Origin of the sequence: Candidatus Enterococcus testudinis (genome assembly GCF_002140915.1) — a bacterium.
GTDB lineage: Bacteria > Bacillota > Bacilli > Lactobacillales > Enterococcaceae > Enterococcus_D > Enterococcus_D testudinis.
Map to the genome: position 1 here is coordinate 661,142 of NZ_NGKU01000001.1, position 21,666 is coordinate 682,807.

21 protein-coding genes are annotated in these 21,666 nt (G+C 41.7%); 16 read left to right on the forward strand and 5 right to left on the reverse strand.

The annotated features are described in order from the left end of the window. Positions 1 to 77 precede the first annotated feature (77 nt). The 3 genes from A5886_RS03250 (at position 78) to A5886_RS03260 (ending at position 2,349) form a co-directional block, all read left to right on the forward strand. A complete protein-coding gene (locus A5886_RS03250) occupies positions 78 to 704 on the forward strand; it encodes a LysM peptidoglycan-binding domain-containing protein (protein WP_086273615.1) in 627 nt (208 codons plus the stop codon). A 148-nt stretch (positions 705 to 852) separates the two neighbouring features. Continuing rightward, positions 853 to 1,554, forward strand: a complete 702-nt coding sequence (nagB, locus tag A5886_RS03255) for a glucosamine-6-phosphate deaminase (RefSeq protein WP_086273616.1) — start codon at positions 853 to 855, stop codon at positions 1,552 to 1,554. An 84-nt stretch (positions 1,555 to 1,638) separates the two neighbouring features. After that, positions 1,639 to 2,349, forward strand: coding sequence for an MgtC/SapB family protein (locus A5886_RS03260; RefSeq protein WP_086273617.1), 711 nt, complete (start codon positions 1,639 to 1,641; stop codon positions 2,347 to 2,349). A 43-nt stretch (positions 2,350 to 2,392) separates the two neighbouring features. Here A5886_RS03260 and A5886_RS03265 read toward each other — a convergent pair whose 3' ends face one another. Further along, positions 2,393 to 3,196 carry a DUF92 domain-containing protein gene (locus tag A5886_RS03265; RefSeq protein WP_086273618.1) on the reverse strand — a complete coding sequence of 268 codons (804 nt, stop codon included), beginning with the start codon at positions 3,194 to 3,196 and terminating at the stop codon, positions 2,393 to 2,395. Positions 3,197 to 3,330: 134 nt separating this feature from the next. Here A5886_RS03265 and A5886_RS03270 point away from each other — a divergent pair, with 134 nt between their 5' ends. From A5886_RS03270 to A5886_RS03305, 9 genes are all read left to right on the forward strand, one after another. Then, a complete protein-coding gene (locus A5886_RS03270) occupies positions 3,331 to 4,641 on the forward strand; it encodes an NAD(P)/FAD-dependent oxidoreductase (RefSeq protein ID WP_086273619.1) in 1,311 nt (436 codons plus the stop codon). After that, positions 4,631 to 6,076: a helix-turn-helix domain-containing protein gene (locus tag A5886_RS03275; protein ID WP_086273620.1), complete on the forward strand. Its 1,446-nt coding sequence runs from the start codon at positions 4,631 to 4,633 to the stop codon at positions 6,074 to 6,076. The genes A5886_RS03270 and A5886_RS03275 overlap by 11 nt, the downstream gene beginning before the upstream one ends. 123 nt (positions 6,077 to 6,199) lie before the next feature. Further along, complete coding sequence (gene glpK / locus A5886_RS03280) at positions 6,200 to 7,720, forward strand: glycerol kinase GlpK (RefSeq protein WP_086273621.1); 1,521 nt, start codon at positions 6,200 to 6,202, stop codon at positions 7,718 to 7,720. A gap of 3 nt (positions 7,721 to 7,723) precedes the next feature. Then, the gene (glpO, locus tag A5886_RS03285) at positions 7,724 to 9,544 is read left to right on the forward strand and encodes a type 1 glycerol-3-phosphate oxidase (protein ID WP_086273622.1); all 1,821 of its coding nucleotides are present in this window, start codon (positions 7,724 to 7,726) and stop codon (positions 9,542 to 9,544) included. Between the two features lies 1 nt (position 9,545). Continuing rightward, positions 9,546 to 10,262 carry an MIP/aquaporin family protein gene (locus A5886_RS03290; protein ID WP_086273623.1) on the forward strand — a complete coding sequence of 239 codons (717 nt, stop codon included), beginning with the start codon at positions 9,546 to 9,548 and terminating at the stop codon, positions 10,260 to 10,262. Between the two features lie 121 nt (positions 10,263 to 10,383). After that, complete coding sequence (locus tag A5886_RS16135) at positions 10,384 to 10,527, forward strand: hypothetical protein (protein ID WP_306297892.1); 144 nt, start codon at positions 10,384 to 10,386, stop codon at positions 10,525 to 10,527. Continuing rightward, positions 10,524 to 10,718, forward strand: a complete 195-nt coding sequence (locus A5886_RS16140; protein ID WP_306297893.1) for a type II toxin-antitoxin system RelE/ParE family toxin — start codon at positions 10,524 to 10,526, stop codon at positions 10,716 to 10,718. The genes A5886_RS16135 and A5886_RS16140 overlap by 4 nt, the downstream gene beginning before the upstream one ends. A gap of 86 nt (positions 10,719 to 10,804) precedes the next feature. Continuing rightward, positions 10,805 to 11,080: a helix-turn-helix domain-containing protein gene (locus tag A5886_RS03300; protein WP_256926128.1), complete on the forward strand. Its 276-nt coding sequence runs from the start codon at positions 10,805 to 10,807 to the stop codon at positions 11,078 to 11,080. A 163-nt stretch (positions 11,081 to 11,243) separates the two neighbouring features. Beyond that, a complete protein-coding gene (locus A5886_RS03305; RefSeq protein ID WP_086275971.1) occupies positions 11,244 to 12,293 on the forward strand; it encodes an alpha/beta hydrolase in 1,050 nt (349 codons plus the stop codon). Here the strand turns inward: A5886_RS03305 and nrdF are convergent. The 3 genes from nrdF to nrdH all read right to left on the reverse strand — a co-directional run bounded on the left by nrdF (position 12,290) and on the right by nrdH (position 15,824). Beyond that, entirely contained in the window at positions 12,290 to 13,255 is a 966-nt protein-coding gene (gene nrdF / locus A5886_RS03310; protein WP_179190070.1) for a class 1b ribonucleoside-diphosphate reductase subunit beta, read from the reverse strand. The genes A5886_RS03305 and nrdF overlap by 4 nt on opposite strands. Positions 13,256 to 13,342: 87 nt before the next feature. Then, positions 13,343 to 15,502: a class 1b ribonucleoside-diphosphate reductase subunit alpha gene (nrdE, locus tag A5886_RS03315; RefSeq protein ID WP_086273625.1), complete on the reverse strand. Its 2,160-nt coding sequence runs from the start codon at positions 15,500 to 15,502 to the stop codon at positions 13,343 to 13,345. 97 nt (positions 15,503 to 15,599) lie between these two features. After that, positions 15,600 to 15,824, reverse strand: coding sequence for a glutaredoxin-like protein NrdH (gene nrdH / locus A5886_RS03320; RefSeq protein WP_054117135.1), 225 nt, complete (start codon positions 15,822 to 15,824; stop codon positions 15,600 to 15,602). A 358-nt stretch (positions 15,825 to 16,182) separates the two neighbouring features. On the opposite strand from nrdH, the gene A5886_RS03325 reads away from it, so the two are divergent. The 3 genes from A5886_RS03325 (at position 16,183) to A5886_RS03340 (ending at position 20,394) form a co-directional block, all read left to right on the forward strand. Next, positions 16,183 to 16,653 (forward strand): ferrous iron transport protein A, encoded by a 471-nt coding sequence (locus tag A5886_RS03325; RefSeq protein WP_086273626.1) that lies wholly within the window; start codon positions 16,183 to 16,185, stop codon positions 16,651 to 16,653. Then, a complete protein-coding gene (feoB, locus tag A5886_RS03330) occupies positions 16,650 to 18,782 on the forward strand; it encodes a ferrous iron transport protein B (protein ID WP_086273627.1) in 2,133 nt (710 codons plus the stop codon). The genes A5886_RS03325 and feoB overlap by 4 nt, the downstream gene beginning before the upstream one ends. Positions 18,783 to 19,131: 349 nt before the next feature. Beyond that, on the forward strand, positions 19,132 to 20,394 hold the full coding sequence (locus tag A5886_RS03340; protein ID WP_086273629.1) for a CapA family protein: 1,263 nt from the start codon (positions 19,132 to 19,134) through the stop codon (positions 20,392 to 20,394). 70 nt (positions 20,395 to 20,464) lie between these two features. Here A5886_RS03340 and A5886_RS03345 read toward each other — a convergent pair whose 3' ends face one another. Then, positions 20,465 to 21,010 (reverse strand): PadR family transcriptional regulator, encoded by a 546-nt coding sequence (locus A5886_RS03345; protein WP_086273630.1) that lies wholly within the window; start codon positions 21,008 to 21,010, stop codon positions 20,465 to 20,467. A gap of 100 nt (positions 21,011 to 21,110) precedes the next feature. Between A5886_RS03345 and padC the strand changes: the two genes are divergently transcribed. Further along, entirely contained in the window at positions 21,111 to 21,644 is a 534-nt protein-coding gene (padC, locus tag A5886_RS03350; RefSeq protein WP_086273631.1) for a phenolic acid decarboxylase, read from the forward strand. Positions 21,645 to 21,666 lie beyond the last annotated feature (22 nt).

Genomic DNA, 21,666 nt, shown 5'->3' on the forward strand with positions numbered 1-21,666 from the left:
CCCGTGCAACATTGTAATGTTATTCTGTTAATTGTGCCCGACAGAGGGACAAATAAACAAAAGAGAGGTTTTTTCATTTGAAAAAATTTGCATTTACACTTGTTGCAGGATTCGGTTTATTCGCAGGCGGTTCAGTTGCCTTAGCGGACGAACAAACCCACGTTGTTGAACCAGGTGATACGTTATCTAGCTTGGCAGCAAGTTACGAAACCACGATTGATGACATTATGGCATTGAATGATTCAATCGAAGACCCTAATTTGATTTTTGATGGTGAAACTTTACTGATTTTCAGTGATAGTCAAACAGTTGAGCGTAAAGAAACGAGCAATTCAGCAGACACAAGCAATTCAGAGAACCAAACAGTTGCTGAAAGCACAACCGCAGCTTCTGCTGCAAGCAGCCAAGCACAAACTAGCACGCCAAGTGCAGGTTCAGGGGTGTTGAATCCAGTAGATGGCATCAATTACTATAATGGTGTCAGAGAATCATATTATTCACAAAAAGTCTTGCCAGGGGGCGGATTGACTATTCCAGGACGCCATGTTGCATCTGATGGGACGATTCGTGATGCGGATGGTTATATTGTGGTAGCAAGCGACAATCAAGCCAAAGGGTCAACAGGTCAATCTTCTTTAGGCGCCTATAAAGTCTACGATACAGGTGTCGGCCATAGCGGGATTGATGTGTATACCAACTGGTAAGCAAAAGTTCTGATGATCAAAAGACAAAATCTGCTGCGGCGATTTTGTCTTTTTTTGTTTTGTTTCATCTGGTCTAGACTAATTCTTGTCAAAAAAAACATTTCGTGGTATTATTGGACTATACCAAAAAAGAACGGAGCGCTTGACTATGGAAATTATTCGCGTAAAAGATGCTGTCCAAGGCGGAAAGAAAGCTTTTGAGTTGATTCAAGAAGGCATGGAAAAAGGTGCGAAAGTATTAGGTTTAGCAACTGGTAGTACCCCAGAAACGCTTTATGCTGAAATGACAGCAAGTGATATTGATTTTTCACACATGACATCAGTGAACTTGGATGAATATGTTGGCTTAGGCGGCAGTGATGATCAAAGTTATCGCCATTTTATGGATGTTCATTTGTTTGACAAAAAACCATTTGCAGAGACCTTTGTACCCAACGGCAAAGCGAGTGACTTGAAAGAAGAATGCCAACGTTATGATGATGTGATTGCATCTCATCCTGTTGATATCCAAATTCTAGGGATTGGTCAAAATGGGCATATTGGCTTTAATGAACCGGGTGCTTCTTTTGAAGGTACCACTTCAGTTGTCGATTTGACTGAATCAACGATCAATGCCAACAAACGTTATTTCGATAAAGTAGAAGATGTACCGACCACAGCGATATCCATGGGTATTGGTTCAATCATGCGCAGCAAAAAAATCATTTTGATGGCTTTTGGCGAAGTCAAAGCAGGTGCCATTCAAAAAATGATCGAAGGACCAATCACCAATGAATTGCCAGCTTCTGTATTGCAAAATCACAACGATGTTGTTGTAATTATCGATGAGGCAGCTGCCAGCAAATTATAATCGATTGTAAACCAGACTGAGGATAGTCTGGTTTTTCTTTTTATTTGAAGCATGCTATAGTGATAAAAAAGGGGAGTGATATGCATGGTGGATATGCATTTGACGATACCTGAAATCGCTTTGCGTTTGTTGCTGGCTATGGTCATGGGCGGTGCAATCGGGTATGAAAGACAATATAAAAGCCGACCGGCTGGCTTGAGAACCCATATATTGGTCTGTATGGGGGCATGCGTGATCGCATTGATCCAAGTGGAGATTGCTAGCGGGGCGATGCGGGATGCATTAAATCATCCTAACTTGGCTGGCGTCATACGTTCAGATGAAGCGCGCTTGATTGCCCAAGTAGTCAGCGGCGTCGGTTTCTTAGGCGCAGGCACAATCATCGTCACCAAACGCTCGGTGACTGGCTTGACAACGGCTGCTTCACTGTGGACCATTGCTGGCCTTGGTATTGCCATCGGCATGGGGTTTTATCCAATCGCCATCAGTAGTTTTATTGGCATTTTCTTTGCGTTGACAATCGTTAAACGAATCATCAAAGTGCCTACAGCCAAAAAATTGGAGATCCAATATTTTCATCGGGCAGAAACCAAAGAATTTTTGACGGAATACTTTCAGGAGAAAAACATCAATATCGAGGATGTCAATTTTGATGTGAAATTTATGGAAGATTATCGGATCTATACAAACATCTACACGATTGATCTGCCTCGAGGGTTGCATTTTTCGGAAGTGATTGAAGAGTTATCGGTATACAAAAATATTACCAAGCTACGTTTGGTAGATATTGTATAGAAACAAAAAAATGACACCGACTATTACAGGCCGGTGTCATTTTTTATCTAAATTGCAAGAAAGCGATGAAAACAAGCAAAAGAGTCGTCAAGAAATTGACCCCTTCATTGGTGACAAATGGCCAACCGCTGACTCGGGCGGTTGCTTGATAATGGTGTAATCGTTTCTCGGTCAACTGACCACAGACGCGACATTGATAACGTACTTGAATCGTCGCTCCTAAGAAACTGTCTATCAAACTACCTAAAAAGCCCAGCGCAGCAAGTTGCATCAGTTGTGGAAGAGGGAGTGATCGACCGCTGAGCCATAAACTGGCAGCGTACAAAGCAACAATGGCCATGCTTCCTGCAAAAGAAGCCACGGTACCAAGAAAGCTCACACCGCCGGATAGACCGGGTGCCATTTTTTTTTCTGTCAGTAGGTGTCTAGGCGGTCTGCGACTGAGGACACCAAGATCCGATCCCCAAGTATCCGCCGTACAACTAGCAATTCCAGCCACAAAGGCCAATAAATAAACATCTTCTTGCAGTAGGCGATATAAAACCAGCGCAATCAAACTAGGGAAAATATTGGCAAAAACTTGCACCATATCCCGTCGCTGCCCTTTATTGACACGGTCCTCGACGGCATGCTGCTTGTGTCGCTTGCCGAGACTGATTGCCCCAGAACTCGCAAAAAAGAAGCCAATAAGAAAAATACTGTACCATGGCCCAATCGTAATGATCAGTGTCCCAGAAAGGATTGCTGCAATCATACCGGAAAGTGTCAGCCACTGGAGAAACCATGCGGTACAAGCCACCAGACTGCTGAATAGGAAACCTAAAGCGATTTGGTAAAAGAGCAACATGCAAGACCCCCTTTTTGTATAGTGTAGCATATAAAGTTGTATATCAGTGTGCTGGAGAAAATCAACAGAATCTGTTGCGTTATGCTCGTCAAATGAGAGCGTTTCATTTAAGCTTATAGTAAGAGGTGATCGAGATGAAGATTGTGATTATAGGAGGCTCCTTCGGCGGAATCAGTTGTGCACGAGAAGCCCGTCGGTTATATCCCAAAGCCGAAATCCTATTGATTGAAAAAAAAGCCCAGATTGGATTTATTCCCAGCGGCATGCTGCTTTATATTGAAGGACGCATTGCTTCATTGGCGGATGCTTTTTTCTGTACTGTGGATCAATTAACCGCAGAAGGCATCACTGTCTCGTTGAATGAAACCGTTCATGACATTATTCCAGAAGAACACTTGCTCCAAACCGATCAACGAAAGATCAACTATGATCGCTTGGTCTTAGCAGCAGGATCTAGTCAAGATTCTACTATTTTGCCACAACCAGAAGAATCACTGCTTACTTACAAAGAATATGCGGCAGCACAACGGTTTGTCGAGGCACTGTCCCAAGCCCGGACTGTCAGCATCGTGGGGGCTGGACAAGCGGGTATGGAGGCTGCTAACACAATGGTAGGCATTGGTAAAAGCGTGTCTGTGATCGAATCCATGGACTACCCGTTGTTTAAGTATTTTGATCAGACTTTCTTGCAGCCGTTCTTAGATGATCTGACTGATAAAAAAAACTTGACCTTTTATTGGTCAGAGCCCACATTGGCCGTGACCGATACAGACACTGGTTTCCAAGTTGAAACAGCCAAACATGTGATCGAAAGTGATTTGGTGTTAACAACAGTCAATGTTCATCCTAGTATTCAACCAGCATTTGCCGCATTTCGACGGCATAGTGATCAAACGATTTGGACAGATCAGTATTTGGAGACTTCTTATCGAGATGTATTTGCTGTGGGAGATTTGATCCAAATCCCCAACGGTGTGACAAATGATACGAGTTATATGCCGCTCGTCAACAATGCGATTCGATCGGGTGCTGCGGCTGCACGAAACTTAGCAGAAAAAAAAGTTCCCTTCAGAGGCGGGCTGCGTACCGTTGGCACACAGCTATTCGACTGGTATTTAGCCAGTACGGGTTTAACTGAATCAGATCGCTTTTTTTATGAGCAAGACATCGTCTGCCATGATTTTGAGGCGCGTGTATCTGTCTTTGAGTCAACCACGATCCATGGTAAACTCACCATCGAAGCCCAAAGTGGTCGTGTGTTAGGTGCGCAATTGTTATCAAAAGCCAATATACTAGAAAAGATCAATTTATTGGCATTTGCCATCGAAAAAAAAGCCACCATGGCTGAGCTGGCCCAGAAAGATTTTTTCTTCCAACCTAAATTTTCACCCGCAACGGATGAGACGTTTCGTTGGCCTGTAGGACGTGATGCCGATGAGACTTGATCAGCTGTTAGAAAAAAAAGAAGCCAAACAATTGCAGTTACTAAAAAAATTATTACTAGCAGGTGGCAAATTACCGGCCCATGAAATGGCGGAATATCTAAAAATCAGTAAACCTTCATTAGAAAAGTATGCGGAAGAATTGATGCTTGTGTTAAAAAAATATCAAGGTCACTGTCGTTTGAGCTATGAAGGAAACTATCTCGTTTATGAAATGACACCCTCGTTTTCGTTGAGTCAAATTGAGGGCGATTTTTATCAAGAAGCAATCAAATACCAGATATTGACCCATTTGTTAGAACACCAAGAGACTGCCATGGTTCCTTTGTCTCAGAAACTGGCGGTCAGTGAATCATCCTTGTTTCGCAAAATCAAGGAACTGAATGTCTTGCTGGCAGAATTTGGGTTGGAGATTTGGCAGGGGAAAATCACCGGAGAAGAACCGCAGATTCGGTATTTCTATTTTGAATTGTTTTGGCATGTGGCTTCTTTTAACAACCAGCCGTTGGCAATCGATGACAAGTATATCGGATTGATCAGTAGAGGGCTGCGCTATTCTTTTACCGAAGAAGCACAACAGCGCTTATCGTTGTGGCTGCACATCATGAAAGCGCGTTTGAAAGTAGCTGGACAATCTTATCAGCAGTTACGGACCCAAATGACGCCCTATGTGAAAGATCCCCTCTATCAACAATTACGTGAATTGGTTTTTCGTAGTTTTGGGCACTACGCATTTGAAGTCCGAGAAGAGGAGGCGATGCTTCATTTTGTGTTTCTTTTGTCCTTTTCCATTTTCTCTGAGCACGACTTTCGTAGTTATATGCTACAACGTTCGCGGTTTACACCCACCGCACTGACTGATACGGTGATTTTAGAGAACATCCTGCACTTGTATCGGCCAAAACCTGTACCTCGAGAAATAGAGGCTGCCTGTTACTTTCACTTATCTCAGATTCATAGCCGCATTTATTTTTTTCAAGGGGATGTGGAAGTCTTTGATCGAGGCAATATTTGGCAACTTGAAGCCAAGCTATCAAGTCGTAATATTCAGCAGATCAGTGAGAAACTGTTGACTCTCGCAACGGAAGAAATGCAGATTCAGCAGAAGGAGAGCAACAGCTTGCTGGTGATGACCATGATCAAATATCTGAGTGTTATCACAATTATCGATTATCAAATCAATCGCGAATTTCGAGTGGGGATCGCATTGAAAATGGATGAGCTTTTCAAAGAAGCCGTCTATTATATGTGGTTGCTCTATTTGAAAAATCTCAACGGCGTTGTTGTTGAAATATATAGTGCTGAAAAAGAGTATGATTTGATTTTGGCGAATTATCCTTTACAAACCCAGACGCCCACCTATCGCATCAGCGAATTGGGGACGAATTATGATATTGGGGAAATCAAAAAAATCATTCGAGAACGCTTTGAATCTTAGATTTCGTCAATTTCTTTTAAATTTAAAAAAAAGTTGACGAGTTATAACGGTGAAATTCCGTTATAGTAAAGGCAAGAAAGAAAACGTTATCATTAACGTATTAAATTTAAGGGAGCGAATAAAATGGTAGAAAAAAATTATGTAATGGCAATCGATCAAGGGACAACAAGTTCAAGAGCAATCATCTTTGACCGCAATGGGAAAAATGTGGGCAGCTCTCAAAAAGAATTTCCACAATATTTTCCTAAATCTGGTTGGGTAGAGCACAATGCCAACGAAATTTGGAACTCCGTGCAATCCGTGATCGCAGGCGCCTTTATTGAATCAGGTATCCGTCCAGAAGCAATTGCCAGTATTGGGATCACCAACCAGCGTGAAACCACTGTGGTATGGGACAAAAACACCGGACAACCAATCGCCAATGCCATCGTATGGCAATCTCGTCAATCATCACCAATCGCTGATCAATTAAAAGAAGACGGCCATAAAGACATGATCCATGAAAAAACCGGCTTAGTGATCGATGCGTACTTCTCAGCAACGAAGATCCGCTGGTTGTTAGACAATGTAGAAGGTGCGCAAGAAAAAGCTGACAATGGCGATTTACTATTTGGTACGATCGATTCATGGTTAGTCTGGAAACTCACAGACGGCCAAGTACATGTGACCGATTATTCCAATGCGAGTCGGACGATGTTGTACAACATTCACAAGTTAGAATGGGATCAAGAAATCTTGGATATCTTGAATATTCCAAGTTCGATGTTGCCAGAAGTCAAAAGCAATTCAGAAGTGTATGGACATACCCGCAGTTATCACTTCTATGGCAGTGAAGTACCAATTGCTGGTATGGCGGGGGACCAACAAGCTGCTTTATTCGGACAAATGGCCTTCGAAAAAGGGATGATCAAAAATACGTACGGTACAGGTGCGTTTATTGTCATGAATACCGGAGAAGAGCCGCAACTGTCTGACAATGATTTGTTAACGACAATTGGTTATGGCATCAACGGCAAAGTTTACTACGCGTTGGAAGGAAGTATCTTTGTGGCAGGTTCTGCCATCCAATGGTTGCGTGACGGACTGAAGATGATCGAGACTTCTCCGCAATCAGAAGAATTGGCTGCCAAAGCCAAAGGCGACAATGAAGTGTATGTTGTGCCAGCCTTTACAGGTTTGGGTGCGCCATATTGGGATTCAGATGCCCGCGGCGCAGTCTTTGGATTGACACGTGGTACCACTAAAGAAGACTTTGTCCGAGCAACACTCCAAGCTGTTGCGTATCAATCAAAAGACGTAATCGACACAATGAAAAAAGATTCCGGTATTGACATTCCATTACTGAAAGTCGATGGTGGTGCAGCGAAAAATGATCTACTGATGCAATTCCAAGCTGATATTTTGGATATTGATGTGCAACGAGCAGCAAATCTTGAAACAACAGCATTGGGTGCAGCATATCTGGCAGGTTTAGCAGTTGGTTTCTGGAAAGACTTAGATGAGTTGAAGGCGATGTCTGAAGAAGGACAAACCTTTACACCAGAAATGGATGGCGAAGAACGTGAAAATCTATATGAAGGATGGAAGCAAGCAGTAGCTGCTACACAAGCCTTCAAATTCAAAGGGAAGAAAGAAGGCGAGTAAGCCATGACTTTTTCATACAAAGAACGTCAACAAGCAATCAAAGAAGCCAAAGAGACCACTTATGATGTGTTGGTGATCGGTGGTGGAATCACAGGTGCTGGGGTAGCGGTGCAAACCGCTGCTGCTGGCATGAAGACGATCTTGCTAGAAATGCAAGATTTCGCCGAAGGTACATCGTCTCGCTCAACCAAATTGGTCCACGGCGGCATTCGTTATCTAAAAACATTTGATGTTGAAGTGGTTGCTGATACGGTCAGAGAACGGGCGATCGTGCAGCAAATTGCGCCGCATATCCCAAAACCAGATCCAATGCTCTTACCGATTTATGATGAACCTGGGGCTACATTCTCGATGTTTTCTGTGAAAGTCGCAATGGATCTCTATGATCGCTTAGCAAATGTGACTGGATCTAAATACGAGAACTATACTTTGACCAAAGAAGAAGTGTTAGAAAGAGAACCACAACTACAAGCTGAAAACCTAGTTGGCGGTGGTGTGTATCTGGATTTTCGCAATAATGATGCGCGTTTGGTCATTGAAAATATCAAACGCGCACAAGCCGATGGTGGCGCCATGATCAGCAAAGCCAAAGTCGTAGGCGTTCTTCATGATGAACAAGGCATGATCAATGGCGTAAAAGTCGAAGATCAATTGACGAAAGAAGTCTTTGAGGTCCATGCGAAAGTCGTCATCAACACAACTGGCCCTTGGTCGGATATTGTTCGGCAATTGGATAGTAATGACAATTTACCACCACAAATGCGCCCAACCAAGGGTGTCCATTTAGTTGTGGATCGTGAAAAATTAAAAGTACCGCAACCGACTTATTTTGATACTGGAAAAAATGATGGGCGGATGGTCTTTGTCGTGCCAAGAGAAAACAAAACCTACTTTGGTACGACAGATACCGATTACACCGGAGATTTTGCACACCCAACTGTGACACAAGAGGATGTGGATTATTTATTGGCAATCGTTAATGAACGCTTCCCAGAAGCCGCAGTGACGATCGATGACATTGAAGCAAGCTGGGCAGGTTTACGACCATTGATCACAGCCAATGGCGGGTCAGATTATAATGGTGGCTCAAAGAGTGAGTTGACCAAAGAAAGCTTCGACCAAATCGTAGATAGTGTTAAATTGTATCTAGAAGACGATCAACAAAAACCACAAGTGGAGAAAGCCGTTAAAGATGCAGAGAAACGTATCGAAGCCAATAAAGTAGATCCTTCGCAAGTATCCCGTGGCAGTAGCTTAGAACGGTCACAAGATGGGCTGTTGACTTTAGCTGGAGGGAAAATCACCGATTATCGCTTGATGGCAGAAGGAGCAGTCAAACGGATCAATGGATTGTTGGAAGAACTAGGTGCTTCTTTTGAATTAGTGGATTCTACTAGCTATCCTGTATCAGGTGGCGAGATTGATGCAACCCGTGTGGAAGAAGAACTAGAACGATTAGCGGCCAAAGCACAAGCTGCCGGTTTTGATGAAGCCGCAGCTGCGTATCTAGCCAATCTTTACGGATCGAATCTGCCTAAAGTATTGACTTATAAAACAACATTTGATGGGTTAGACGAAAAAGAAAGCACTGCGTTGAACTATGCACTGCATGAAGAATTGGTCTTGACGCCAGTGGATTACTTATTGCGCCGGACAAACCATATTTTGTTCATGCGAGATACGTTGGATGCGGTCAAAGCTGGTGTAGTTGCTGCAATGGCGGACTACTTTGGTTGGAGCGAAGAAGAAAAAGCATACTATGTTGATGAAATGGATCAAATCATTGCTGAGTCGGATCTAACAGCTTTAAAAGGAGGAAAATAACATGAGCGATGCAACACAGATATTCAGTGAGTTTTTGGGTACCGCAATCTTGGTATTGCTTGGTGACGGCGTTTGTGCAGCAGTCAATTTGAAAAAAAGTAAGGCTGAGGCCTCCGGCTGGATCGTGATCGCCATGGGCTGGGCCACTGCCGTGACAATCGCTGTCTATGCATCAGGATTCATGGGACCTGCGCATTTGAACCCGGCTGTTACCTTGGGCATGGCCATGACCGGCAACTTTGAATGGTCGTTAGCTGTACCGTTTATGTTGGCACAAGTTGCAGGTGGGATCGTAGGTGCGATTCTTGTATGGTTGAACTACTTGCCATTATGGGATGAAACAGAAGATCAAGGTGCTATTTTAGGAACATTTGCTACTGGACCAGCTGTCCGCAACTTAGTGTCGAACACAATGACAGAAATTATCGGTACATTCGTTTTGGTCTTTGGTTTATTAGCATTTGGTGCCAATACCTTTACCGATGGCTTGAATCCTATCGTCGTTGGGATCTTGATCTTAGCAATTGGTCTTTCATTAGGCGGACCAACAGGCTATGCAATCAATCCAGCCCGTGACTTAGGACCTCGGATCGCCCATCAAATTTTGCCAATCAAAAACAAAGGCACTTCTGATTGGGGTTACGCAATCGTACCAATCGTCGGACCATTTATCGGTGCCGCAATAGCTGCAGGATTATTCATGATGCTGCCTTTATAAGAATATATAAGAAAAAAGGGTGCCTGCGGGTACTCTTTTTTGTATGTTTATAGTGAATCATGAATTTATATATTAAAATAAGAGAAATGTCAGTTGATAATATAGCTAGGAGGTGTATAGTTTGGATAAGCCTGATTTTGATTGGGGAAAAGAGTTTGATCAGTTTTTGCTGTCATTAAACAAGATGGATAAAGCAAAACTTGTTACAATGATTAAAAAATTGAAGATGTTGGTTTGCAAACGGCAAGAAGGCAACAGTGGGTGAAAAAGCTTGAAACTAATTTATATGAAATTAGGACCAGAACAAATGAAACCTTTTTAAGAGGAATATATTTTCAAATAAAAGAGAACAGGTACTATATTACCCACGGATTCAAAAAGAAAACGAATCAAACACCAAAAAAAGAAATCATAAAAGCAAAACAGATAAGAAATAATACTGAAGGCGATAAATAGTTTATCCCTACATTCAAGAGTGTGGTACTAAGTTGATTAAAAAATATCATACAGCATAACAATATATGAAGATAAGGATGATCATCATGAGTAAAGTTAAGAAATTTATAGACGAAGAATCGAAAAGAGATTCTAAATTCAAAGAAATGGTTGATCTGGAAAATGAGCGCTTAGACTTTGCGCTCCAAATGACCGAATTAAGAAAAAATGCTGGTCTAACGCAAAGTGAATTGGCTAAAATTATAGGTAAACCACAATCTACAATATCTAGAATCGAAACAGGAGAAATGAATCCTTCAATAGAATTGATTTTCGAAATTTCGAAAGGTCTTGGTAAAAAATTTGTTCCAAATTTTGAATGAAGAAAAGATGTATGTCACTACTATTTTGCAAGTATCCATTAGTTCAATGGTGGATATTTGCCTATTTTTATGCCATCATTTGTATTCAGTAAATAAGCATGGTTTAATAAAAGGACGAAGACTGAAAGAGGAGTGTGTTTGATTGAAAAAACTGGTTCGGGTTATGCTGTGGTTTGCTGGCGGAATCGTCTTGATCGTAGCGAGTATTTTTCTGGCATTTCAATTGTCACCACGCCCAGGAGCCTTTTTGATAGGCCAGATGTTTAATCAAGAAGTAACGATAAAAGATCCAACAGCTTATCAAGAAAGTCTGAAAAATGTGACGGTAAAAACAGATCTAAGTTATCCGTCAGATTATCAAAAAAGTACCTTTGATTTGTATTATCCACAGCAAGCTGATGCACCAGTTCCTGTGTTGTTTTGGGTACATGGGGGCGGTTATGTCGGCGGCGATAAAGCTGGTGTCAAAGAATTTGCAACTTATATCGCAGACAAAACACAAGTTGCGGTGATTGCTTTGAATTATGAAGCTGCACCAGACCTGCAGTATCCGGGACAGGTTTTGCAAATACAACAAGCAGTCCAATCCCTGCTTGCTTCCGCAGAGAACTATCCGCAATTTGATTTTACTCACTTGTTTTTCGGAGGGGATTCAGCTGGTGGGCAAATTGCCGGTCAATATGTCGCGTTACAAACCAATGCAGCGTATGCCACTGAAATGCATGTAAAAAAAGACATCGCAACAGATAACATCAAAGGATTTATTTCATACTGTGGGCCATTAGAACTAAAGCAAATCACCTCTATTTCATCAGACGATGCCTTTATGAAATTTTTTGTTCACACTGTCGCTTGGTCTTTGCTCGGACGTAAAGCGTGGCAAGAGAGTGATGAACTGCAAAAAATCTCATTGATCGATAAGCTGACAGAAGCATTTCCACCGAGTTATCTAACCGATGGCAATGCGTATTCTTTTCAAGAACAGGAGAGCGCTTTTGCAGACCAATTGACTGCATTGTCGATTCCTGTGACTAGCCGCTTCTATCAAAATGATGCGCATACGGTGACCCACGAATATCAATTTGATTACAGTACGAAAGAGGCGAATGCTTGTTTAGCAGAAACGATCGCTTTTATCAACAACAATAAATTAAGAAGCGCCCGAGATCAATGTAAGAATGATCTCGGGCGCTTTACGTTGTGGAGTGATTAGTCTAACCCAATCAAATAATCATCGTCTTTCATGGCTTCTACTGAACCTAATAAGTAGCCATTCCCAACTTGAGAGAAGAAATCATGGTTGCTTGTCCCAGTTGAAATCCCGTTCATTACGATAGGGTTCACGTCGTTGGCAGTATCTGGGAACAATGGGTCTTGACCCAAGTTCATCAATGCTTTATTGGCATTGTAGCGCAAGAAGGTTTTTACTTCTTCCGTCCAACCGATTTCATCATACAATTCTTCGGTATAGCGTTCTTCGTTCTCGTATAATTCATAAAGCAAGTCATACATCCAGTCTTTCAACGATTGTTGCTCAGCTTCTGGCAGTTCATTGAAGCCAAGTTGGAATTTGTAACCAATGTATGTACCATGTACAGATTCGTCACGAATGATCAGTTTGATGATTTCCGCTACATTGGCTAATTTATTGTTACCTAAGTAGTATAAAGGTGTATAAAAACCTGAATAGAACAAGAACGTTTCTAGGAAAACACTGGCAATTTTTTTCTCTAATGGTGTGCCGGTTTTATAAATTTCATTGATCCGCTCAGCTTTTTTTTGTAGGAATGGATTTGTATTGGTCCATTCAAAAATATCAGCGATCTCTGCTTTTGTATTCAATGTGCTGAAAATCGATGAATAACTTTTGGCATGCACAGACTCCATGAATTGGATATTGTTCAAAACAGCCTCTTCATGGGGGGTACGGACATCTTTGCGTAATTGATCCATGCCGCTTTCAGACTGAACCGTATCTAGTAATGTCAGTCCGCCAAATACATAGCCGACAGTGGTTTTTTCTAAATCAGACAGCGTGCGCCAATCGTCTAAATCATTCGATAAAGGAATCCGCGTATCTAACCAAAATTGCTCGGTTAATTTTTCCCAAGTGGATTTATCGATAATGTCTTCGATCTCATTCCAGTTGATTGCTTCATAATAAGTCTCCATAATCATTTCCTCCAGTACTGATTGTAAGCATAGGGCCAGCCGCATGGGTAACTAAGCGGCTGGCTGATAAACGTGATGCTTATAAGACGATCAAATGACACAGCTTTCGCATTGGTTGCTGCCGATTTCTTCTGCATCGTCGGTAAAGGTCCGGACATAATAAATCGATTTGATGCCTTTATGGAAGGCATAGTGACGTAAAATGTTCAAATCTCGGGTTGTTTGTTTTGTGGTTTCTTTCCATTCATACAAGCCTTCTGGAATATCTGAACGCATAAACAAGGTCATGCTCATTCCTTGATCGACATGTTTTTGCGCAGTGGCATAGACATCGATCACTTTGCGCATATCCATATCATAAGCAGATTGGTAATACCCAATCGTATCATTGCTTAAGTAAGGCGCAGGGTAGTAGATTTTGCCGATTTTCTTTTCTTGGCGTTCTTCGATCATTCGGGTGATTGGATGGATACTTGCACTTGTGTCATTGATATATGAAATAGAACCATTTGGCGCGACAGCTAAGCGATTTTGATGATACAAGCCCGTTTCTTTGACGGTTTGTGCCAACGTTGCCCAATCTTCACCAGTAGGTAAGAAGATGCCTTCAAAGAGTGCTTTGACTTTATCAGAAGTTGGTTGATAAGACCCTTCGATATATTTCGTGAAGTAACTGCCATCTGCATATGCTGATTTTTCAAAGTTATGGAAGACTTCGCCTTTTTCAGTGGCGATGGCATTGCTTTCAACCAAAGTCCAATAATTTAGAAGCATAAAGTATAGATCCGTAAATTCAATCGATTCAGGAGAACCGTATTGCATTTGGTTTTTGGCAAAATAGGTGTGTAGGCCCATCGCCCCCAAACCAATCGTATGGTTCAATGCATTGCCGTTTTGAATAGAAGGAACAACATCAATATCAGAAGCATCCGTTACAAAGGTCAGCGCCCGCGTCATGGCTTTGACAGAACGACCAAAATCAGGGCTATCCATCAGATTGACGATATTGGTAGAGCCTAAATTACAGCTAATATCTGTACCAAGGACTTCATATTCTTGTTTGCCATTGATCTCAGAAGGTGCTTGTACTTGCAGAATCTCAGAACACAAGTTGCTCATGATGATTTTGCCATCGATCGGGTTTGAACGGTTGGCTGTATCAATATTGATGATATAAGGGTAACCTGATTCTTGTTGCAATTTAGAAATCTCGTTTTCTAGATCCCGGGCACGAATTTTGGTTTTGCGGATCCGTGGATTGGCAACAAGGTTGTCATATTCTTTCGTGATATCAACATAAGAAAACGGTACGCCGTATTCTTTCTCGACGCTGTAGGGACTGAATAAATACATATCTTGATTTTGACGTGTCAATTCATAAAATTTATCCGGAACGATCACACCAAGAGATAATGTTTTCACCCGAATTTTTTCATCGGCATTTTCTTTTTTTGCAGATAGGAAACTGATGATATCAGGATGGAAGACGTTCAAGTAAACGACACCAGCGCCTTGACGTTGGCCTAATTGGTTAGAATAACTAAAGCTGTCTTCAAACAATTTCATGACTGGCATCACACCGCTGGCGGCACCTTCATAGCCTTTGATGGGTGCACCAGCTTCACGTAAGTTGGACAAGGTGATCCCAACGCCGCCGCCGATACGAGACAATTGCAATGCCGAATTGATACCGCGGCCGATGGCATTCATGTCATCCGTGATTTGGATCAAGAAACAAGAAACCAATTCACCACGACGCTTACGGCCAGCATTCAAGAATGAAGGTGTTGCTGGTTGATAGCGTTGATAAATCATTTCATCAGCCAAATTGAGTGCCAATTCTTCGTTGCCATCAGCAAAATAAAGGGCGTTGAATGCGACACGGTCTTCATAACGTTCTAAATAAGCAGTACCGTCGTTGGTTTTCAAGGCATATTGCGAATAAAACTTATAGGCAGCCATAAATGATTTGAAGGTGAAGTGTTGCTCATCTAGGAATTGATACAGTTTTTCAATAAAGGCAGGATCGTATTTACGAATGAACGCTTCTTCTAAATAATCATTTTCGATCAAGTAGTTGATTTTGTCCATTGCTGTCGCAAAAGTCAGTGTGTTGGGTTCAACATTTTCTTTGAAAAATGCAGCCAATGCGTCTTTGTCTTTATTCAATGGGATTTGACCATCGACGGGACGATTGATTTCATTGTTTAGTTTGAAATAGCTAACGTCTTTGATTTCTTTCAAGCTCATAACGGGCTAACCTCTTTTCTTATTTTGTACGTATAAAAAAGGATTTGCGGTCTTACGACTGACAAATCCCTCAAAAAACAGCGAATTGAGAAAATTCTTAGCTCGCCAATTGACGTAATTGATCTGGACGGAAACCGATGATTGTTTGGGCGTCAGATGTGATGACAGGTACGCTTTGGAAACCTTGTTCTTTCAAAAATTCCAATGCTTCTGGTTCATTATCGATATTGACTTCTTCAAAAGCAATTTGATTTTCGCTTAAAAAGCGTTTTGCCATTTTACATTGCATACAGTTGTTTTTAGAAAATAATTTAATATTCATAAGTTTGACCTCCGAGTGAATTTCTTTATAAACCTAGTATAAATAAGTCTCGGAGAAAGTCAATCCAAAAACACTATATATTGTGCTTGTGAAAATCGAATACACTATTTATAGTGTTGTTATGTTTTTTATACAAATTATATAAGGGCATATATAGTGTCGAATCGGCATTTATCACGTTGGCTAGCAGAAGATATGCAATCAAAATGATTAAAAAAAAATTTGATTGTGAAGTGAATATCAATTTATCGTTCATATTATATTGACTTTATTAAAAAACCCCCCTATTATAGTGATAATCATTCTCAATTAACCTGTGTGTTTTCACACAATGACTCTCGCGAAGGAGCGAATTTACATGAAAATGGCGCAAACACAAGTCTCTTATACCTATTGTATCGAAGCAATCGATACGACGAAACAAGTAGCTACTCATTTGAATAATCTGGGCTTACGCATTGGCACAGATGTGTTGATTGTAGAAAAGAATCGCCAAGGCGGGATTCTCTTGTGCCAAGATCACCGCATTGCATTAGATGAATCTGTGATGCAGAAAATTGACGTCGTACTTGTCACACAACACAAGCAAATCACTTCATTGGATCAACTGCAAATCGGTGAAGAAGTCAGAGTTGCCAAAATTGCCGCCATGGGTGCCTTGCGTCGCCGTTTGATGGATATGGGATTGACGAAAAATGTCGCAGTCAAGATCGTAAAGTTGGCACCTTTGGGCGATCCAATCGAGATTCAGGTCAGAGGCTACGCGCTATCTCTGCGCAAAGAAGAAGCAGCGCATGTTCTTGTTGAAAAGGGAGGGCCTGAGAGATGAAGGTTCAATTTGCACTCGTTGGCAATCCCAACAGTGGAAAAACAAGTACCTTCAACCAATTGACAGGTGCCAAGCAAACAGTCGGAAATTGGCCGGGGGTAACCGTTGAGCGCAAGTCAGGCAAATACAAGAAAGACAAACACATCGTGATTCAGGATCTGCCTGGTATCTATTCGCTGTCACCCTATACACCAGAAGAAGTGATTTCCCGAAACTATTTGCAGGAAGCGGCTATCGATACGGTCTTGAATATCGTCGATGGAACCAATTTGGAGCGGAATTTATATCTGACACTGCAACTGCTGGAAATGGGATTACCGCTTGTAGTAGCCATCAATATGAGTGACTTACTGAAGAAAAAAGGCATTCAACTGAATACAGACAAGCTATCCTACGGATTAGGTGTACCTGTGGTGAAAATCAGTGCATTGAAACAGCAAGGCATCGACAAAATGATCAATGCAGCCAAACAATCTGCCAAACAACACTCAGACGTAGTGAGATATGATTCTCGTTTAGAGTCGGCCTTGTCAGAAATCGGCCGCGTTTTGCCGACAGAATTATCAGAAGAGAAAAGACGCTGGTTGGCCATTAAATTATTTGAAAAAGATACCTTGATTGCAGAGATGCTGCAACTTTCAGATACACAGAAAAAAGAAGTTGCTGAAACGATCGCAATCGCCGAAATGATCTTTAAAGAGAGCAGTGATGCAATCTTGGTCAATGAACGATATGCTTTTATTGAAGGATTGTTGTCTTTGGCTGTCATTAGAGAAGCAGATCAGCGTCTATCTATCAGCGACAAAATCGATCATGTGTTGACCCATCGTGTATTGGCATTGCCTTTATTTGCTTTCTTCATGTGGCTGATTTATTATTTGTCGATTCAAACAGTTGGCACGCTAGGGACTGACTGGGTCAATGATGTCTTATTCGGTTCTTGGATTCCGGATATATTAGATCGAGCGATGCAGCAATGGCATGTGGCACAATGGCTGCAAGCTATGATTCAAGACGGTATCGTTGCCGGTGTCGGTGCAGTATTAGGGTTCTTACCTCAGATATTTGTCTTGTTCTTTTGTTTGGCAATCCTAGAAGATTGCGGGTATATGGCGCGTATTGCATTTGTAATGGATCGTTTGTTCCGAAAATTCGGCTTGTCAGGCAAGTCATTTATTCCCATGCTGATTGCCACAGGTTGCGGGGTACCCGGTGTTATGGCAAGTCGGACGATTGAAAATCAAAAAGACCGTCGCCTGACTGTCATGGTTACCACCTTTATGCCTTGCTCTGCCAAGTTGCCGATCATTGCGTTGATTTCTGGCGCATTTTTTCCTGGACGTACGTGGGTGGCGCCGTCAGCTTATTTTATTGGTATGGGGGCAATCATTTTATCAGGAATCGTCTTGAAAAAGACCGCCTTATTTGCAGGAGATCCAGCCCCTTTTATTATGGAATTACCAGCATATCACATGCCTCAACTGACTTCCGTTTTAAAAAGCGCGTGTGACCGCGGGATTGCCTTTGTCAAAAAAGCCGGCACGATCATCTTTGTTGCCTGTATCGTGATTTGGTTTGCTTCCAGTTATGATTTCACATTGACGAGAGTTGCAGAAGAACAGAGTATTCTGGCATTCGCTGGACGAGCAGCAGCACCATTGTTCGCACCGTTGGGTTGGGGGACTTGGCGAGGAACAGTGGCGACGATCACCGGGTTGGTCGCCAAAGAAAATGTGATTGGTACATTTGGTATTTTGTACGGTCAAACAGGCGCTGTCTCAGAAAGCGGCAATGAAATTTGGCAACTGTTGAGAAATGATTATACAGCAGTAGCTGCGTATTCATTTTTGATATTCAATTTGTTATGTGCCCCATGTTTTGCGGCTATCGGTGCGATCCATCGTGAGATGGGCGATAGTAAATGGACATGGCTGGCGATTGGCTATCAATGCGGATTGGCTTATTGTGCCAGTTTCATTGTATATCAGTTAGGACATGTCATCTTTGAAGGTGGACACCTAACGATCGTCACATGTATAGCTTTTCTGGTACTTTGCTTGATGATTTTCGCGTTAGTGAAGAAACCTAGTCGGAAAATGCAAGGTCCGATTCAAGTGATAGGGGGATGACAAAATGACAGCAACGGTGATTATTGGCGGAATGATATTTGGCTATGCTTCAAGGGTCGTTTATAAGATGTGGAAAAAGGACAGTTGCTCGGATTGTCATTGTGCTTGTCCTGTGGGGGATAAACCGCAAAAGCCATCATAGGAACTTATAAAATAAGTAGGAAAAAGTAAAATAATTGCTAAAGAGTGGATAGCTGTATATCTGCTCTTTTTTTATTGCCACCATATCACTACTATTAAAGTGATGGCATCTTTAGTATAATTTTTTATATGAATAGTAAATATGGAATTAGAGATATCGATTTTTTGAAAATGCAAAAGTAAACGTTTTAACAAAGGAGCTGGCAAGATGAGAGTAGAACGAAGATTACAGAAAAGAAAGAAAATCAGGCGCAACGCACTTGTGTTGGTCGGTCTATGTGTCGTCATCGCAGGTATTTATTTTGGTGGGATGATTGGCAATCATCCGATGACAAAAGAACTATCAGAAGAAACACAGCTGACTACATCAAAAGAAATTGATGAAACCAGTCACTCAAAAGCACCTGAAAGTCAGACGATCACGATTACAGCAAGTGGGGATATGCTGTATCATCGTCCGTTATATATGAGTGCTTACGACGGTGAACAATACGATTTTGACAATGACTATTCAGAAATCAAACCCCTCATCTCAGGTGCTGATCTTGCTCTCGGTGATTTCGAAGGTACAATCAATCCAGAGGTGGAACTTGGTGGTTTCCCTCTATTCAATGCACCACCAAATGTGGTGGATAGCATCAAAGATGCGGGTTTCGATGTCATTGATTTGGGACATAATCATATTCTAGACACAGGCATTGAAGGCTTACAATCAACGGCGAAGGCGTTTCGAGAAATTGGCTTAGATACAATAGGGGTCAATGTAGACGACTCGGGCATCTTGGTGAAGGAAGTGAAAGGCATAAGAGTTGCGATGTTGGCATATGCCTACGGCTTTAATGGACTTGAAAATAATCTAAGCCAAGAGGAGCAAGCGCAGTATTTGAATGATCTCTCCATGGATCAAGTAGAAGCAGATATCAAAGAAGCTGAACAAATAGCAGATATAACGATCGTCATGCCGCAAGCTGGTGTAGAATATGCACAACAACCTTCAGAGGAGCAACAAACGATTTATCGCAAAATGGTAGATTTTGGTGCCGATATTGTGTTTGGTGGACATCCACATGTGGCACAACCAACTGAAATCATTGATAAAGACGGAGAAGCAAAATTTATCATTTATTCAATGGGCAATCTACTATCGAATCAACGGTATGAAACGTTAGATGGAAATTATTGGACAGAACGAGGTGTCATCCCCGAAGTTGAAGTCACTAAAGAGGGGGAGCGGACTTTTTTGAGTAATATCACGTTGCACCCTACATGGGTCTCAAAGATACCAATTGAAGGACGGACATATGATGATTGGGAATTTGGGACAATGCAAGCCTATGATTTCCAAGTCGTCTTGGCAGAGGATTATTTGCCAGACGGAAAATCTGTAGACACGGTAGATGAAGAAACACAGCAACGTATCGCGACAGCGTATCAAGAGATGTTGGAACATTTGGATTTGCAATGGGAATAAGGTCAAAACGACGAACCGCTGTTTTTTAGCGGTTCGTCGTTTTTCGTTCTCTTATAAAAGCAAGCGCCTTCTAATCAGTTATCTTCCCCAGCACATCTTGCAACCAGTTCGTATATTCTGTTTCGCGATTGATGGCATGGGCAAGGATCAAATAATGACCGTAATTTGCTTCTTGCGCAGCTTGTGTCGGGAATAAGGCCCGTTCTCGGGCGACCAGATGATGGCGTTTGGCTTCATGCAAGTCATACTGTTGTTGAACGATCTCAATTAAGGCTGGATCGTGGATATCACTGATGAAAAATAACTTTAAAACAAATTCATCTCGGTTGACGGGCAGTTCATCTGTAGCTGTATGAATCCATTCTTGTAAGACGGACGTACCTTCAGAGGTCAATTGATAGATTTTTTTTTCAAGTTTTTCGCCTGAAATTTTAATGGCGTGGGTGATTAGTCCACTGGCTTCCATCTTTGCTAGTTCTGGGTAGATCTGACTATGTTGTGCTTGCCAGAATTCACCGATCTCATTTTGGAATGATTGACGCAGATCGTAACCAGACATCTTTTTTTTGCTTAATAAGCCTAATAATATATAGCGTAATGTATTTTTACGAGCCATGATATTTCCTCCTTGACAAATGCGTACAATCATTCTACCATAATCAAGTAAACAAAAACATGTAAATTATTACATGTTAATTTAAAGGAGATGCTTCGGCATGAAACAATTCAAAGAATTAGAAGATTTTATTGGCACACATTTTATTTATACCTATGATAACGGTTGGGAATATGAATGGTATGCAAAAAATGACCATACTGTTGATTACCGTATCCATGGCGGTATGGTCAAAGGCCGTTGGGTCAAAGACCAGGAGGTTGATATGGTGAAACTAACAGATGGCGTCTTCAAAATCACCTGGACAGAGCCAACCGGTACAGATGTCGCATTGGATTTTATGCCCAATGAAAAGAAACTACATGGTACGATTTTCTTTCCAAAATGGGTAGAAGAACATCCAGAAATCACAGTGACCTTCCAAAATGAACATATTGCCGAAATGGAAGCTGCACGAGAAACGTATGACACGTATCCTAAATTAGTGGTTCCTGAATTCGCGGCCATCACTTATATGGGCGATGCAGGTATCGATAACGAAGATGTAATCAGTGAAGAACCGTATGATGGAATGCCGAGTGACATTAGAGAAGGCCGTTATTTCGACGAAAATTATCGTAAAATCAACAAATAGTATCACAAAAAAATAGACAAAT